Origin of the sequence: Halomonas cerina, assembly GCF_014192215.1 — a bacterium.
In the GTDB taxonomy this organism is placed as follows: Bacteria; Pseudomonadota; Gammaproteobacteria; order Pseudomonadales; family Halomonadaceae; genus Halomonas; species Halomonas cerina.
This window is the reverse complement of sequence record NZ_JACHXP010000018.1, coordinates 1-14,454: the sequence shown is the minus strand read 5'-3', so window position 1 is coordinate 14,454 and position 14,454 is coordinate 1. Positions and strand designations below refer to the sequence as shown.

The 14,454-nt window shown below is 64.9% G+C and carries 15 protein-coding genes; 12 read left to right on the top strand and 3 right to left on the bottom strand.

The features are described from left to right. Positions 1 to 21 precede the first annotated feature (21 nt). On the bottom strand, positions 22 to 1,473 hold the full coding sequence (locus tag FHR94_RS15445) for an SLC13 family permease (protein ID WP_183326900.1): 1,452 nt from the start codon (positions 1,471 to 1,473) through the stop codon (positions 22 to 24). 140 nt (positions 1,474 to 1,613) lie between these two features. Between FHR94_RS15445 and FHR94_RS15440 the strand changes: the two genes are divergently transcribed. The 9 genes from FHR94_RS15440 to FHR94_RS15400 all read left to right on the top strand — a co-directional run bounded on the left by FHR94_RS15440 (position 1,614) and on the right by FHR94_RS15400 (position 10,426). Further along, positions 1,614 to 2,081 (top strand): DUF2489 domain-containing protein, encoded by a 468-nt coding sequence (locus FHR94_RS15440; RefSeq protein WP_183326898.1) that lies wholly within the window; start codon positions 1,614 to 1,616, stop codon positions 2,079 to 2,081. 253 nt (positions 2,082 to 2,334) lie between these two features. Beyond that, positions 2,335 to 3,147 (top strand): OmpA family protein, encoded by an 813-nt coding sequence (locus FHR94_RS15435; RefSeq protein WP_183326896.1) that lies wholly within the window; start codon positions 2,335 to 2,337, stop codon positions 3,145 to 3,147. 208 nt (positions 3,148 to 3,355) lie between these two features. Next, complete coding sequence (gene thrS / locus FHR94_RS15430; protein ID WP_183326894.1) at positions 3,356 to 5,254, top strand: threonine--tRNA ligase; 1,899 nt, start codon at positions 3,356 to 3,358, stop codon at positions 5,252 to 5,254. Continuing rightward, positions 5,217 to 5,831: a translation initiation factor IF-3 gene (gene infC / locus FHR94_RS15425; RefSeq protein WP_221188504.1), complete on the top strand. Its 615-nt coding sequence runs from the start codon at positions 5,217 to 5,219 to the stop codon at positions 5,829 to 5,831. The genes thrS and infC overlap by 38 nt, the downstream gene beginning before the upstream one ends. A 108-nt stretch (positions 5,832 to 5,939) precedes the next feature. Then, on the top strand, positions 5,940 to 6,134 hold the full coding sequence (rpmI, locus tag FHR94_RS15420) for a 50S ribosomal protein L35 (RefSeq protein ID WP_183326890.1): 195 nt from the start codon (positions 5,940 to 5,942) through the stop codon (positions 6,132 to 6,134). 37 nt (positions 6,135 to 6,171) lie between these two features. After that, complete coding sequence (gene rplT / locus FHR94_RS15415; protein WP_021817421.1) at positions 6,172 to 6,525, top strand: 50S ribosomal protein L20; 354 nt, start codon at positions 6,172 to 6,174, stop codon at positions 6,523 to 6,525. A gap of 109 nt (positions 6,526 to 6,634) precedes the next feature. Then, the gene (pheS, locus tag FHR94_RS15410; protein ID WP_183326887.1) at positions 6,635 to 7,654 is read left to right on the top strand and encodes a phenylalanine--tRNA ligase subunit alpha; all 1,020 of its coding nucleotides are present in this window, start codon (positions 6,635 to 6,637) and stop codon (positions 7,652 to 7,654) included. A gap of 40 nt (positions 7,655 to 7,694) precedes the next feature. Continuing rightward, positions 7,695 to 10,076, top strand: a complete 2,382-nt coding sequence (pheT, locus tag FHR94_RS15405) for a phenylalanine--tRNA ligase subunit beta (protein ID WP_183326885.1) — start codon at positions 7,695 to 7,697, stop codon at positions 10,074 to 10,076. 47 nt (positions 10,077 to 10,123) lie between these two features. Further along, positions 10,124 to 10,426: an integration host factor subunit alpha gene (locus FHR94_RS15400; protein WP_183326883.1), complete on the top strand. Its 303-nt coding sequence runs from the start codon at positions 10,124 to 10,126 to the stop codon at positions 10,424 to 10,426. A 95-nt stretch (positions 10,427 to 10,521) separates the two neighbouring features. On the opposite strand, the gene FHR94_RS15395 is transcribed toward FHR94_RS15400, so the two are convergent. Beyond that, a complete protein-coding gene (locus FHR94_RS15395) occupies positions 10,522 to 10,731 on the bottom strand; it encodes a DUF2788 domain-containing protein (protein WP_183326881.1) in 210 nt (69 codons plus the stop codon). A gap of 135 nt (positions 10,732 to 10,866) precedes the next feature. Between FHR94_RS15395 and FHR94_RS15390 the strand changes: the two genes are divergently transcribed. Together FHR94_RS15390 and FHR94_RS15385 are read left to right on the top strand one after the other, a co-directional pair. Beyond that, positions 10,867 to 11,331 (top strand): flavodoxin domain-containing protein, encoded by a 465-nt coding sequence (locus FHR94_RS15390; RefSeq protein WP_183326879.1) that lies wholly within the window; start codon positions 10,867 to 10,869, stop codon positions 11,329 to 11,331. 1 nt (position 11,332) lies between these two features. Continuing rightward, on the top strand, positions 11,333 to 11,698 hold the full coding sequence (locus tag FHR94_RS15385; RefSeq protein ID WP_183326877.1) for a hypothetical protein: 366 nt from the start codon (positions 11,333 to 11,335) through the stop codon (positions 11,696 to 11,698). 222 nt (positions 11,699 to 11,920) lie between these two features. On the opposite strand, the gene ppnN is transcribed toward FHR94_RS15385, so the two are convergent. Then, entirely contained in the window at positions 11,921 to 13,282 is a 1,362-nt protein-coding gene (gene ppnN, locus FHR94_RS15380; RefSeq protein ID WP_221188506.1) for a nucleotide 5'-monophosphate nucleosidase PpnN, read from the bottom strand. 130 nt (positions 13,283 to 13,412) lie between these two features. Here ppnN and FHR94_RS15375 point away from each other — a divergent pair, with 130 nt between their 5' ends. Continuing rightward, the gene (locus tag FHR94_RS15375; RefSeq protein ID WP_183326875.1) at positions 13,413 to 14,333 is read left to right on the top strand and encodes a LysR family transcriptional regulator; all 921 of its coding nucleotides are present in this window, start codon (positions 13,413 to 13,415) and stop codon (positions 14,331 to 14,333) included. The last annotated feature ends 121 nt before the right edge of the window (positions 14,334 to 14,454 follow it).

Sequence of the window (14,454 nt, the reverse complement as noted above, 5' to 3'; positions counted from 1 at the left end):
GGCCCGCCCTCCATGGCCAAATCACCAGAGCAGCAACAGCAGGGAATAGCCGAGCAGTGAGACTACTCCCGTACCGAGCAAGTTGAGGGCGAACCCGGCGCGGATCATCGACTGGATCTTCAGGTGTCCGGTAGCGAAGACGATGGCGTTGGGCGGGGTGGCGACCGGCATCATGAAGGCACAGCTCGCCGCGATCGCCGCCGGCACCGTGATCAGCAGCGGGGAGATGTCCAGGGACAGGGCCAGCGCGCCCAGCAGCGGCAGGAAGGCCGCGGCGGTGGCGGTGTTGGACGTCACTTCGGTCAGGAAGATGATCACCAGTACCACCATGGCGATCAGCGCCAGAAGCGGGAAGACGCTGAACACGCCGAGCTGCTCGGCGATCCATTCGGCCAGTCCGGAGCGGCTGATGGCGCCGGCCAGCGCCAGGCCGCCACCGAACAGCAGCAGAATGCCCCAGGGCAGCTCACGGGCGTCGTCCCAGTCGATCAGGCGCTCGCCGGGCGCGCGACCGGCAGGCACCAGAAACAGGGCGATGCCGGCGGTGATGGCAATCCCGGTATCGGAGAGCCAGTCGAGACCGGCGTCGTTGAGCAGGGGCCGGATCACCCAGGCGAGTGCCGCGAGCAGGAAGATGGTCCCGACGCGACGCTCGGCGGTGCTGGTGGGGCCGAGCGTCGCCAGCTCGTTTTGGATCAGGGTGGTGCTGTCCTCGCCCGATGCGAGGGCAAATCCGCGACGGGTCAGCCACCACCAGGCGCCGGCCATCATCACCATGCTGATCGGCAAGCCAATCAGCATCCACTGGGCGAACCCTAGATCGATACCGCGACTGTCAGCCAGGTAGCCGGCGAGCAGCGCATTGGGCGGTGTGCCGATCAGCGTGGCGATGCCGCCGATGCTGGCCGAATAGGCGATGGCCAGCAGCAGGGCCGTGGCGTAGCGCTTGAGCTCCGTGGGGTCGCTTCCCTCGAGCAGGCTGATTACCGACATGCCGATGGGCAACATCATGATCGCCGTGGCGGTGTTGGAGACCCACATGCTCAGAAAGCCGGTGGCGATCATGAAGCCGCCGATCTGCCGCCTGGGTTGCTGCCCGACCACGCGCAGGACCAGCAGGGCGATACGCCGATGCAGGTTCCAGCGCTGCATGGCGATGCCCAGCAGGAACCCGCCGAGGAACAGGTAAATGATGGGGTTGGCGTAGCTGGCAGCCGTCTCGTTCATGCCGCCGATCCCCAGGGCCGGCACCAGCGCGAGGGGCAGCAGGGCAGTGGCGGGAATCGGGATCGCTTCGGTGGACCACCAGGTGGCCATCAGCAGGGCCAAGCCGACACAGGCCCAGGCGGCATCGGGCATTCCGGCGGGAGCGGGAGCGAGCAGGCAGGTCACGAGCCACAGGGGGCCCAACCAGAGGCCGATCTGGCTGGCTTGGGACGGGGTCGGCGCCGGGTCGGTACTTCCTGTCGACATAAGGCTTTCCTGGGGGCACGGCCATGACCGAGGCCTGCTCGTCAGGCGGTGGGCAAGCACATGGCAGTCAAGGGTTTGGGGCGTATCCCTTGGGGAGTATAGAATACGGTGTCCATTCGACGCTTGCCGAGAAGTTGCCCATGACCACTACCACCGCGCTGATTCTGCTCGGCCTTGCCTTGGCCCTCGTGGCCGGCCTCGGGGCCTATGCCGTCACCCTGTGGCGTGAAGTCAGGCGTCGGCGCGATTTCCGCGACGAAGAGCGGCGCCGTGCCCACGATAACTGCCTCGAGAACCTCGAGCTGGTGGCCTCGGCCCTGCTGCAGGAGCAGGTGGACATCACCGAGGGGGCCTGGCGCTGCAAGGTGTTGCTGGAGATCCTCGACCCACGCCTGATCGAGCGGCCGGACTTCGCCGCCTTCGGTGAGGTCCATGGCCGGACCCGTCACCTGCATACCCATTCGGCCCGCCAGGCGCTGAGCCCTCGGGAACGCTTCCAGGAGGATCGTGAACGCCTGGCCGTCGAGGACGAGCTACGTGAGCCTATTTTGAAGGCAGCGGCTGCCGCGGTGGCGTTTCGGCGTGACCGGCTGAACCGCTCGTACTGATCCCCGCCACGTCAGGCCGGAGGTGCATTGCAACTCCCCGAGGTCTCCGGCAAGCTTCGCCCTGTACCGTAGGGGGACGGAACATGATCGAATACGACGGCCATCGTTCCCGGGAGCTGGCCGAGTCAGCACTTACGTGCTTACTTTGGTCAGTATGGGTCGTAACCCGACCCTCCTCGGTCCAATCATCGGACACGTCGGCGGGCAGCCCATTACACTGTCCCGTCGGAATGATGTGTAGAAGGAGTCTTACATGAAAAAATCTACGACTGGCTTGTTACTCGGCTCTGCGTTGGTGGTCGGCCTTTCCGGCTGTGCCAGTTCCGCCTCTCAACCCGGCACGGGCGCCAGTGCCTCGTCCGATGCCTGGTATCAGCATCCCTTCGTCTGTGGCCTGGCCGGCAGTCTGATCGGCGGCGGCATCGGCTATGGCACCAGCAGCGAGTCCGACGAGGACCAGGGGGCGGCCATCGGGGCGACCGCCGGGGCCACCATCGGGGCCATGCTGTGTGCCGACACCTCGCCGCAGCCCATGGAGCCGGCACCCACCGACACCGACGGCGATGGCGTCTTCGATGCCGATGACCAGTGCCCGGGAACCCCGGCCGGCGTTGCCGTGGATGCCGTGGGCTGCCCGCTGGACAGCGATGGCGACGGCGTGCCGGACTACCAGGACCAGTGTCCGGGGACGCCGGCCGGTGCCGAGGTCAATGCCCTGGGCTGCGTGGAGGACCTGGTGCTGCGTGACGTCAACTTCGAGTTCGACTCCGCGACCCTGACCATGGGCGCCGAGCAGATCCTCGATGGCGTCGCCGAGAAGCTGCGTGCCAACGAGAACGTCCGTGTGCGCATCGAGGGCCACACCGATGCCATGGGCAGCGATGCCTACAACCAGGACCTGTCCCAGCGTCGTGCCGACTCCGTCGCTGATTACCTGGCCGGCCAGGGCATCGACATGGAGCGCATGCGTACCATCGGTTATGGCGAGTCCCAGCCGATCGCTAGCAACGAGACCGATGCGGGCCGTGCCCAGAACCGTCGCGTGGAACTCGGCGAGTGGGAGTGATCCTGCCCTGAACTCGCCGTCCCCCGCCTGACGGGGGCGGTTCGACCCGGAAAGGCGCCTGTCGGCGCCTTTCCTTATTCATGGCCACCCCTGCGGCGTGGCGCACCAAGGGTGGGGTCTGCTAGGCTAGGCGGCTTTGCGTCCTGACCATTCTTATGGCGACATGTGATCCTTGGTGTGGATCACCACTGCGCACAAGGAACCCTTCATGCCCATCGTGACCCTGCCTGACGGCAGCCAGAGAACCTTCGACGAACCCCTTACCGTGATGCAGTTGGCCGAGAGTATCGGGCCGGGACTGGCCAAGGCCTGTGTGGCCGGCAGGATCGACGGCACCCTGGTGGATACCGCGGACGTCATCGACCATGATGCCGAGGTGGCCATCATCACCGCCCGCGACGAGGCGGGGCTCGAGATCATCCGGCATTCCTGCGCCCACCTGATCGGTCACGCGGTCAAGCAGCTCTACCCCGAGGCCAAGATGGCCATCGGCCCGGTGATCGATGACGGTTTCTACTATGACATCGATTTCGGCAAGTCGATCACGCCGGACGATCTCGAGATCATCGAGAAGCGCATGAAGCAGCTGATCGACGAGGAATACGACATCGTCCGCGAGTATGTCGACCGCGACCAGGCCATGCTGACCTTCTTGCATCGCGACGAACCCTACAAGCAGGAGATCGTGCGTGATATTTCGGAAGGGGAGACCATTCGCCTCTATCACCATCAGGAATACACCGACATGTGCCGGGGACCGCACGTGCCCAACACCCGGCATCTCAAGGCCTTCAGGCTGACCAAGCTGGCCGGCGCCTACTGGCGAGGCGATGCCGACCGGCCGATGCTGACCCGTATCTACGGCACCGCCTGGGGCGACAAGAAGCAGCTCAAGGCCTACCTCAAGCGCCTCGAGGAGGCCGAAAAGCGCGACCACCGCAAGCTAGCGCGCAAGATGGACCTCTTCCACCTCCAGGAGGAGGCGCCGGGCATGGTGTTCTGGCATCCCAATGGTTGGACCCTGTATCAGGCTCTCGAGCAGTACATGCGCCGCGTGCAGATCGAGAACGGCTATCAGGAGATCAAGACGCCGCAGGTGGTGGACCTCTCCCTGTGGAAGGCCTCGGGTCACTGGGGCCACTACAGCGAACTGATGTTCACCACCGAGTCCGAGAAGCGCGAATACGCGGTCAAGCCGATGAACTGCCCCTGCCACGTCCAGGTGTTCAACCAGGGACTGAAGAGCTACCGGGACCTGCCGCTGCGCCTGGCCGAGTTCGGCAGCTGTCATCGTAACGAGCCCTCCGGCTCGCTGCACGGCCTGATGCGGGTGCGTGGCTTCACCCAGGACGACGCCCACATCTTCTGTACCGAGAAGCAGATCCAGTCCGAGGCCGAGGCCTTCATCGCCCTCACGCTCCAGGTCTACAAGGACCTGGGCTTCGAGGACGTGGAGCTCAAGCTCTCCACACGGCCGGACGGCTTCATGGGCGAGGCGACCCTCTGGGACCGAGCCGAGGCCGGCCTCGAAGCGGCGCTGAACGCCACTGGGCTCGACTGGGAGCTGCAGCCGGGCGAGGGCGCCTTCTACGGGCCCAAGATCGAGTTCTCACTGCGTGACTGCTTGAACCGAGTCTGGCAGTGCGGCACCCTGCAGCTGGATTTCAACTTGCCGGGGCGGCTGGGAGCCCAGTTCGTCGACGAGGATGGCGTGCGCAAGACGCCGGTGATGCTGCACCGGGCCATTCTGGGCTCCTTCGAGCGCTTCTTGGGCATCCTCATCGAGCACTACGCCGGGGCTATGCCGTTGTGGCTGGCGCCGCAGCAGGCGGTGGTGATGACCATCACCGATGCCCAACGCGACTACGCCATGGCGTTGGAGCAGCGGTTGCAGAAAGTCGGCCTGCGCGTCAAGTCGGACTTGAGGAACGAGAAGATCGGCTTTAAAATCCGGGAGCATACGTTGCAGAAGGTCCCCTATCTCCTGGTGGTGGGAGATAAGGAAGTCGAGTCCGACTCGGTGGCCCTGCGCACTCGCAGTGGCGAGAATCTGGGTACGATGACAGTGGATGCCTTCATCGAGCGGATTCAGGCCGAACGGCAATAGCGACATCTTCCAAGGCTATAGTGGAGACGGAACCATCAAGCGAAGCAGCCCCAGAGGGCGCGTTCAGGATAAACGCCCCCCGATGAACGAGCGAATTACCGAGGATCAGGTTCGCCTGATCGACAGCGATGGCGAGCAGCTGGGGGTCGTACCCACCAGCGATGCGCTGGAACGCGCCGAAGCTGCCGGTATGGATCTCGTGCAGATTTCCAATGCCGATCCGATCGTCTGCAAGATCATGGATTACGGCAAGTTCGTCTTCGAGCAGAAGAAGCAGAAGGCGGCACAGAAGAAGAAGACGAAGCAGATCCAGGTCAAGGAAGTCAAGTTCCGGCCTGGCACCGACGAGGGCGATTATCAGGTCAAGATGAAGAACCTGACGCGCTTCCTCGAAAGTGGCGACAAGGGCAAGGTGACGCTGCGCTTCCGCGGTCGCGAGATGGCACACCAGGACATCGGTCGCAAGCTGATGGAGCGGATTGCCGCCGATCTCGAAGATATCGGCACCGTGGAGTCCTTTCCCAAGATGGAAGGGCGCCAGATGATCATGATCATTGCCCCCAAGAAGAAGCAGTAATAGCAGTAATAGAAGAAGTGATCCGACGGCCAGTCCAACGGGCAGGAGGCAGCCAGGCTTCCTGTCGGCCTCGGGTTTTCTCAAGAAACCTCGTGCGGAGTTAACCTCATGCCGAAGATCAAGACCAACAGCGGCGCTGCCAAGCGCTTCAAGAAGACGGCCAACGGCTTCAAGCACAAGCAGTCGTTCCGCAGTCACATCCTGACCAAGAAGTCCACCAAGCGGAAGCGTCATCTGCGTGGGATGAAGCAGATACATGACGCCGACAAGCAGCTCGTGCAGCGCATGCTGCCCAACCTGTAACCCCTTGGTTGCCACCCTCTACCGTCAGGAGTAAGCCATGACTCGCGTCAAGCGTGGCGTCGTCGCACGTCGCCGTCACAAGAAGATCCTCAAGCAGGCCAAGGGCTACTATGGTGCCCGTTCACGCGTCTTCCGCGTGGCCAAGCAGGCCGTCATCAAGGCCGGTCAATATGCCTACCGTGACCGTCGCCAGCGCAAGCGCCAGTTCCGCGCCCTGTGGATCCAGCGCATCAACGCCGGTGCCCGTCAGCACGGCCTGTCCTACAGCCGCTTCGTCGGCGGCCTGAAGAAGGCCGGCATCGAGATCGACCGCAAGGTGCTGGCCGATCTGGCGGTTCACGAGAAGGCTGCCTTTGCCGCCATCGTCGAGAAGGCCAAGGCTGCCCAATAAGACCCGTGGTCGGCAGGGGCGTCATCGCCCCGACAGACCGCGTTGATCGTCGCAGGGGAAGAGCAGCCGCTCTTCCCCTGTTTTTTTGACAGACTTCGGAGCTCAACGGATGGACCACCTTCCTACTCTGGTCGCCGAGGCCCGCGACGCCATCCAGGCCGCCGACAGCATGACCACGCTGGACGAACTGCGCGTACGCTATCTTGGCAAGAAGGGCGAGATCACCGCACTGCTCAAGGGACTCGGCAAGTTGCCTGCCGCGGAGCGTCCGGTAGCTGGCGAGCGCATCAACCAGGCCAAGCAGGCCCTGAGCCATGAGTTGGACGAGCGTCGCCGGTCGCTGGAGAAGGCCGCGCTGGAGGCCCGCCTGGCGGCGGATCGCATCGACGTTACCCTGCCGGGCCGCGGCCAGTCGGACGGTGGCCTGCATCCGGTAACCCGTACTCTGGAGCGCATCGAGGGACTCTTCACCCGCGTCGGTTATGACGTGGCGGTCGGTCCGGAGATCGAGGACGACTACCACAACTTCGAGGCCCTTAACATCCCCGCCCACCATCCGGCGCGGGGCATGGCCGACACCTTCTACTTCGACGCCAGCCGTCTGCTGCGTACCCACACCTCGCCGGTGCAGGTGCGGACCATGAAGGAGACCGAGCCGCCGATTCGTATCGTCTGCCCCGGACGGGTCTACCGCAGCGATTCCGACCTGACCCATACGCCGATGTTCCACCAAGTAGAAGGGCTGTTGGTGGACCAGGACGTCAGCTTCGCCGATCTCAAGGGCACCATCGAGGACTTCTTGCACGCCTTCTTCGAGCGCGGTGACCTCTCGGTACGTTTCCGCCCCTCCTACTTCCCTTTCACCGAGCCCTCGGCGGAGGTAGATATCCAGTGCGTGATGTGCAATGGCGACGGTTGCCGGGTCTGTTCCTACAGCGGCTGGCTCGAGGTGATGGGCTGCGGCATGGTGCACCCGGAGGTGTTCCGCCACTCCGGCATCGACCCCGAACGCTACACCGGCTTCGCCTTTGGCATGGGCGCCGAGCGCCTGGCCATGCTGCGCTACGGCGTCAATGACCTGCGGCTGTTCTTCGACAACGATCTGCGCTTCCTCAGGCAGTTCGCCTGATCGACCACCGGATAAGCAGAACACAGCGATAGGATCTGACATGAAATTTTCCGAACAGTGGCTGCGCGAATGGGTCTCCCCGGCGCTGGCGACCCAGGCCCTGGCCGATCAGATCACCATGGCCGGCCTTGAGGTCGACGCCATCGAGCCGGTGGCCGCCGACTTCGAGGGCGTGGTGGTGGCCGAGGTGGTCGCCAAGGCGCCGCATCCCGATGCTGACAAGCTCAACGTCTGCCGGGTCGAGGACGGCAGCGGCGAGAGGCTACCGGTGGTATGCGGCGCGCCCAATGTCGCCGAGGGCCAGAAGGTGGCCTTCGCCCGGGTCGGCGCAGTGCTGCCTGGCGACTTCAAGATCAAGAAGGCTAAGCTGCGGGGCGTCGAATCCCGCGGCATGATCTGCTCCGCCTCGGAACTGGGCCTGGAGGAGGAGACCTCGGCGGGTATCCTGGTGCTGCCGGCCGACGCCCCGGTAGGGGAGGACTTCCGGGCCTTCATGGGCCTGGACGACCACACCATCGAGGTGGATCTGACCCCCAACCGGGGCGACTGCCTGAGCGTAAAGGGACTGGCTCGAGAGGTCGGAGTGCTCAACCGCCTGCCCATCGAGGGGCCGGCCATCGCACCGGTGGCGCCCGTCCACAACGAGGCCTTCCCCGTGCGGGTCGAGGACACCACAGGCTGCCCACGCTACCTCGGCCGGCTGATCAAGGGTGTCGACGTGACCGCCGAGACCCCGCTGTGGATGGTCGAGTGCCTTCGCCGTGGCGGCATCCGCGCCATCGACCCGGTGGTGGATGTCACCAATTACGTGATGCTCGAGCTCGGCCAGCCCCTGCATGCCTTCGACCAGGCCAATCTGCACGGCGCCGTGGTGGTTCGTCAGGCACGGGAAGGTGAGCGCCTGGTGCTACTCGATGGCCAGGAGATCACGCTGAGCGACACCACCCTGGTCATCGCCGACGAGCGCGGGCCATTGGCGATCGCCGGGGTGATGGGCGGCGAGCATTCCGGCGTGGGCCTCGAGACCCGGGACATCTTCCTCGAGGCGGCGCACTTCTCCCCGCTGGCGGTGGCCGGTCAGGCCCGCGCCTACGGTCTGCATACCGATGCCTCCCACCGTTTCGAGCGTGGCGTGGACCCGGCCCTGGCCCGTGAGGCCGCCGAGCGTGCCACGGCGCTGTTGCTCGAAATCACCGGCGGCGCGCCCGGCCCGCTGGTCGAGGTGGTCGATGTCGATCACCTGCCGGCCGAACGCAAGGTGCAGCTGCGGGCCGCGCGCCTCGAGCAGGCGCTGGGCAAGGCGCTGCCGGTCGAGGACGTCGGCGAAATCCTCGCGCGGCTAGGGCTCGTCGTCGATGCCATCGCAGAGGGGTGGGCGACCCGTATCCCCAGCTGGCGCTTCGATCTGGCCATCGAGGAGGATCTGATCGAGGAGGTGGCGCGGATCCATGGTTACAATCGCCTGCCGGTACGTCGCCCTATGGCCCGCCTGGGGCTGCGCCCCGATCACGAGGCACGCACGCCACTGGCCCGACTGCGCCGCGAGATGGTGGCCCGTGGGTATTTCGAGGCGGTGACCTATAGCTTCGTGGCCCCGGAACTACAGCAGGCCCTGCTTCCCGAGGCGGTGTCCCCGGTGCTGGCCAACCCCATCTCCAGCGATCTCTCGGTGATGCGGGCGAGCCTCTTCCCTGGCCTGGTACGGGCACTCACGCATAACCTCAATCGCCAGCAGGGGCGGGTGCGCCTGTTCGAGACCGGTCTGGTGTTTCGTGGCGAGCTGGATGCGCTGCACCAGACGCCGATGCTAGGCGCCCTGGTGTGTGGCAGTCGGGAGCCGGAGGGCTGGGCCAGCGACCGTCAGACGGTCGACTTCTTCGATCTTAAGGGGGATCTCGAGAGCCTGCTGGCCCTCGGCGGGGATCGCGACGCTTGGCGCTTCGAACCCGCTGAGCATCCGGCCCTGCACCCTGGCCAGTGCGCGCGGGTCCTCCATCGCGGGGAGGAGGCCGGCTGGATTGGCACCCTCCATCCGGCGGTCCGGGCCAGGCTGGGCCTCAAGGTCGACGCCATTCTCTTCGAGGTGCGCCTGGATGCCCTGACTCTCGGCAGCGTGCCGTCCTTCGCGCCGTTGTCGCGCTATCCCGAGGTGCGTCGTGACCTGGCCTTCCTGGTCGACGAGGCTCTGCCGGTCCAGACACTGCTCGATACCCTGCATGCCCAGGCCGGCGAATGGCTGACCGACAGCCGGCTGTTCGATGTCTATCAGGGACAGGGCGTGCCGGAAGGACGCAAGAGCGTGGCGCTGGGCTTGACCTGGCAGCATCCATCGCGCACGCTAAATGACGATGAAATCAACCAGTTGGTCGATGCCATCGTCGAGGAGGCGCATCAGCATCTGGGCGCCGAGCTGCGCACATGACCGGCGCGCCTCACGACCGGCGTGACCACCTCCATGAGGAGTGCGACATGGGTGCGTTGACCAAGGCGGAACTGGCCGAACATCTGCACGCCGAGCTCGGGCTCACCAAGCGCGAGGCCAAGTCCATGGTAGAGGCCTTCTTCGAGGAGATTCGCGCCTGCCTGCGCGAGAACGAGCAGGTCAAGCTGTCGGGCTTCGGCAACTTCGACCTGCGCGACAAGCGCGAGCGACCGGGGCGCAATCCCAAGACCGGCGAGGAGATTCCCATCAGCGCCCGGCGCGTGGTGACCTTCCGGCCGGGACAGAAGCTCAAGAGCCAGGTCGAGCACTATCGTCACGAGCCGGCCTGAGCGGCGCTGGCCCACACCTGCTGGTGCACCCGCCAAATGCAGAACGCCACCCCGCGGGGTGGCGTTCTGCATGATAACGGCGGCTCTCGCTTGTGTTAGACCGCACCGCCTCTCTCTAACCACCAAGTGATGACTACCTTCAGGACATAGCCGAGCATGCCGGCGCCAAGCACCACGAACAGCATGATGGTGCCGAAGCGGCCGGCCTTCGACTTCTTGGCCAGGTCCCAGATGATGAAGCACATGAAGAGAATCAGGCCGCCGATCATGATCGGGGTGATCCAGGTCTCGAAGGTCTGCTGCATGATGCCTCCGTGCACGCCTCGGGGGAAGGCCGACCATTATACTCGGGCTTTGGTGTCACTGCAGGCGCCTGGACGTGGCCCCATGCCGCACCCTCATGTTAATATCTGACCGAAATTCTCAGGTAAATCCACGACATGCCCATGCTCAAGATCTTCGTAGGTACCATGTATGGCGGTGCCCTGGACGTCGCCGAGCAGGTCAAGCCGCTGTTCGAAGAGGCCGGCTATGAGGTCGCCATCTTCGACCAACCGACCCTCGATGACCTCATCGGCTCGCCGACCGACCTCGCCCTGTTCTGTGTCTCGACGACCGGCAGCGGTGACTATCCTGGCAACTTCATGGCTTTCGCCCGTGACCTCGAGGCGAAGAGCCCGGGGCTTTCCGGGCTGCGTTACGGGCTGATCGCCCTGGGTGACAGTTCCTACGGCGAGACCTTCTGTGGTGCCGGTCGCCAGCTCGATGAGCTGCTGGCCGGGCAGGGGGCCCAACGGCTTGGAGAGCGTCTGGAGGTGGATGCCATGGAAACCTTCATGGCCGATGACGAGGCGCTGCCCTGGGTCGAGGCCTGGATCGAGTCCCAGCAGCTAAAGGTGGCCTGACGTGGGAGCCCAGCCGACCCCCGAGCGCCTGAGTCTGCTGCTTGGCCTGGTGGTGCTGATGCTCGCCGCCGTGCCCCGTTATCTGGCCGGCGGGCACCAGACTCGTCTCAGCCTGCTGCTGATGGCCATGGTCGTGGTGGTCGTGGTGGCGCTGCTGCAATGGCGACTGCTCGCGGTCGAGGCGCGAGCCTGCCTACCCGCGCTGCTGCGTCGGTTGGGCCTGTGCCTGGTGGCCGGCTTGGTGGTGATGAGCGGCTGGCATGCCCTGGTCGGCGGGGGTGTCGGCTGGGCCGTTCTGATCTCCCACGGCGCCACCCTGGGGTTGCTGCTGCACGCCCTGTGGCTCTGGGTTAAAGCGCCCAGCTAGGCCCTTCGGGCAGCGCCCAGCTACAAGTGCCTAGCGCCCAGCCGCTCAGAGACGGGCGGCAGGTGTCGAGGAAGACAGCGCGAAACCCCGCTGGATGTCGAGTCCGGTGGGGTTGCTTCGTTGACGTCACAATTGGCAGTGTCATTATCCTGCTCGGCGCTCGGCGCTCGGCGCTCGGCGCTCGACGCTCGGCGCTCGGCGCTCGGCGCTCGGCGCTCGGCGCTACCCCAGCGTATAACAGGGCACATAGTCGCCGGCGAGCTTCATCCGGCCCTGGCCGACGAAGGAGGTGAGCAGTTCGTCGAGCCGCGTCATCAACTCTGGCTCGGCCTGAAGACGGAAGGGGCCATGGGCCTCGATGCGCCGGATCCCCTTCTCCTTGACGTTGCCGGCGACGATTCCCGAGAAGGCGCGGCGTAGATTGGCGGCCAGTTCGTGGACGGGTTGTTCGCGATGCAGGGCCAGGCCGGCCATGGCCTCGTGAGTCGCCTCGAAGGGGGACTGGAAGTCCATGGCTACCGTCAGGCGCCAGTTGAAGTAGAAGGCGTCCTGGCGCGCGCGGCGATACTCGGTGACCGCATCGATCTCCTTGCGCATGGTGCGCGCCACCTCGATCGGGTCATCGACGATGATCCGGTACAGGCGACGCACCGATTCCCCCAGGGTGTAGACGAGGAACTCGTCGATCCGCTTGAAGTAGTCGGCCGAATCGGCCGGTCCGGTGAGAATCACCGGCAGTTCCATGTCGGCGTTGTCTGGGTGCAGCAGGATGCCCAGCAGGTAGAGGATCTCCTCGGCCGTGCCGACGCCGCCGGGGAAGATGATGATGCCATGACCCAGGCGGACGAAGGCTTCCAGGCGTTTCTCGATGTCGGGCATCACCACCAGTTCATTGACGATGGGGTTAGGGGCCTCGGCGGCAATGATCCCGGGTTCGGAGACGCCCAGGTAGCGGCCTTGGGCACGGCGCTGTTTGGCGTGAGCTACGTTGGCCCCCTTCATCGGCCCTTTCATGGCGCCGGGACCGCAGCCGGTACAGATGTCCAGCTCGCGGAGCCCCAGGTGGTAGCCGACCGCCTTGGTATAGTCATACTCCTCGCGGGAGATGGAGTGGCCGCCCCAGCACACCACCAGGCTCGGGTCGCGGCCGGCCTTGAGCGTGCCGGCCTTGCGCAGGATGTGGAAGACCGCGTTAGTGGTGCCTTCCCCGGTGTTGAGGTCGAAGCGCTGGTGGGTCTGGATCTCATTGTAGACATAGACGATATCGCGCAGTACCGAGGACAGGTGCTCGCGGATGCCGCGGATCATCTTGCCGTCCACGAAGGCCTCGGCAGGCGCGTTGGTCAGCTTGAGACGCACGCCGCGGTCCTGTTGCAGGACCTCGATGTCGAAGTCCGGATAGGTCTCCATCAGCGCCAGACCATCATCGGTGGGATTGCCGGAGTTGAGCACCGCGAGGGCGCAGCTGCGCAGCAGGTCATGCAGCCCGGTACGGGAAGTATCATGCAGCCGGTTGACCTCGTGCTGTGAGAGAATCTCGAGGCTGCCTTCCGGCGAAATGGTACTGGAGATGGTGTCGGGCATCGGCATTATCGGCTCATGTTTCGATAAGAAATCATCAGGATGCTACCACGGCGTGCCCCGAGGCGCAGCGCCATGCGGGGCGAGCTGTTAGACTGGCCGGGCCCGGCCACTGCCAGCGACCTTCTGCACCATGTTCAACGCCCAGTATTTCCGCACTTTCATCACGCTCGTCGAGACCGGCAGCTTCACGCGTACGGCACGTCGCCTGGCGATGACTCAACCGGGCGTCAGTCAGCATATCCGCAAGCTCGAACAGTACCTGGGCAAACCCCTGCTCGACCGGCAAGGGCGACGTTTCGTGCTGACCGAGGCCGGACGACGTGCCTACGATTATGCCCTGAAACTGTTCGCCGACCATGAGCAGTTCCGGCACTCCCTGGATGATGACAGCCTGGACAGCGGTGAGTGCCGCATCGCCTCGCCGGGTAGCGTGGGGCTGAGGCTCTATCCTTATGTGCTCGGCCAGCAACAGATGCAGCCGGGATTGACCGTCAGTTATTGCTTCGCCTTCAACCAGGAGATTGTCGCCGACGTGCTCGCCGGCCGTCACGACCTGGGGATTATCACCGAGGCAGTGCGCCATCCCGAGCTTGACTGCGAGCCTTGGCATCAGGAGTCGCTGTGCCTGGTGGTACCGGCCGATTTCCTTGGTGCCAGCCTCGCCGACCTGATGGGCCTGGGCTTCATCAGTCACTCCGAGGGGAGCAGTCATGCCGGGACGGTACTGCGCCAGAATTTCCCCGACGAGTTTCGTTCCATGAGCCACTTTCGTCGTCAGGGCTTTACCAACGAGGTGAGCATGGTGCTGGATGCCGTGGCCCGCGGGCTGGGCTTCAGCGTCGTCTCGCGCCTGGTACTGGAGACCTCGCCCTGGCAGCGTCAGGTCAAGGAGCTCACGTTGCCCCAACCCGTCTACGAGACCCTACACTTAGTGACGCGACGGGGTATGCGCATACCGCGACGCTACGGGCGCCTGCTGGAAGGCTTTCGTGAGCAGCGGCGCCTGGAGCGCTTCGGCCATGGCGAGGTGATCGAGCCGATGAGTGGCTGAAGGTCGTCCTCAGGGCATAACGACATGGGCCCCGCCAGTGGCGGGGCCCGGGGTGTTGCAGGACGCACCGTGTCGGGTCAGTCGCGTCCCTCAGTCGCGATATTCGTCGATGCTCGGGCAG

Coding starts and splice junctions, on each gene's coding strand:
- FHR94_RS15440 (WP_183326898.1), top strand. CDS start 1,614: ATGACCACTACCACCGCGCTGATTCTGCTCGGCCTTGCCTTGGCCCTC.
- thrS (WP_183326894.1), top strand. CDS start 3,356: ATGCCCATCGTGACCCTGCCTGACGGCAGCCAGAGAACCTTCGACGAA.
- rplT (WP_021817421.1), top strand. CDS start 6,172: ATGACTCGCGTCAAGCGTGGCGTCGTCGCACGTCGCCGTCACAAGAAG.
- FHR94_RS15445 (WP_183326900.1), bottom strand. CDS start 1,473: ATGTCGACAGGAAGTACCGACCCGGCGCCGACCCCGTCCCAAGCCAGC.
- FHR94_RS15435 (WP_183326896.1), top strand. CDS start 2,335: ATGAAAAAATCTACGACTGGCTTGTTACTCGGCTCTGCGTTGGTGGTC.
- FHR94_RS15395 (WP_183326881.1), bottom strand. CDS start 10,731: ATGCAGCAGACCTTCGAGACCTGGATCACCCCGATCATGATCGGCGGC.
- FHR94_RS15400 (WP_183326883.1), top strand. CDS start 10,124: ATGGGTGCGTTGACCAAGGCGGAACTGGCCGAACATCTGCACGCCGAG.
- infC (WP_221188504.1), top strand. CDS start 5,217: ATGCCTTCATCGAGCGGATTCAGGCCGAACGGCAATAGCGACATCTTC.
- rpmI (WP_183326890.1), top strand. CDS start 5,940: ATGCCGAAGATCAAGACCAACAGCGGCGCTGCCAAGCGCTTCAAGAAG.
- ppnN (WP_221188506.1), bottom strand. CDS start 13,282: ATGCCCGACACCATCTCCAGTACCATTTCGCCGGAAGGCAGCCTCGAG.
- FHR94_RS15375 (WP_183326875.1), top strand. CDS start 13,413: ATGTTCAACGCCCAGTATTTCCGCACTTTCATCACGCTCGTCGAGACC.
- pheT (WP_183326885.1), top strand. CDS start 7,695: ATGAAATTTTCCGAACAGTGGCTGCGCGAATGGGTCTCCCCGGCGCTG.
- pheS (WP_183326887.1), top strand. CDS start 6,635: ATGGACCACCTTCCTACTCTGGTCGCCGAGGCCCGCGACGCCATCCAG.
- FHR94_RS15390 (WP_183326879.1), top strand. CDS start 10,867: ATGCCCATGCTCAAGATCTTCGTAGGTACCATGTATGGCGGTGCCCTG.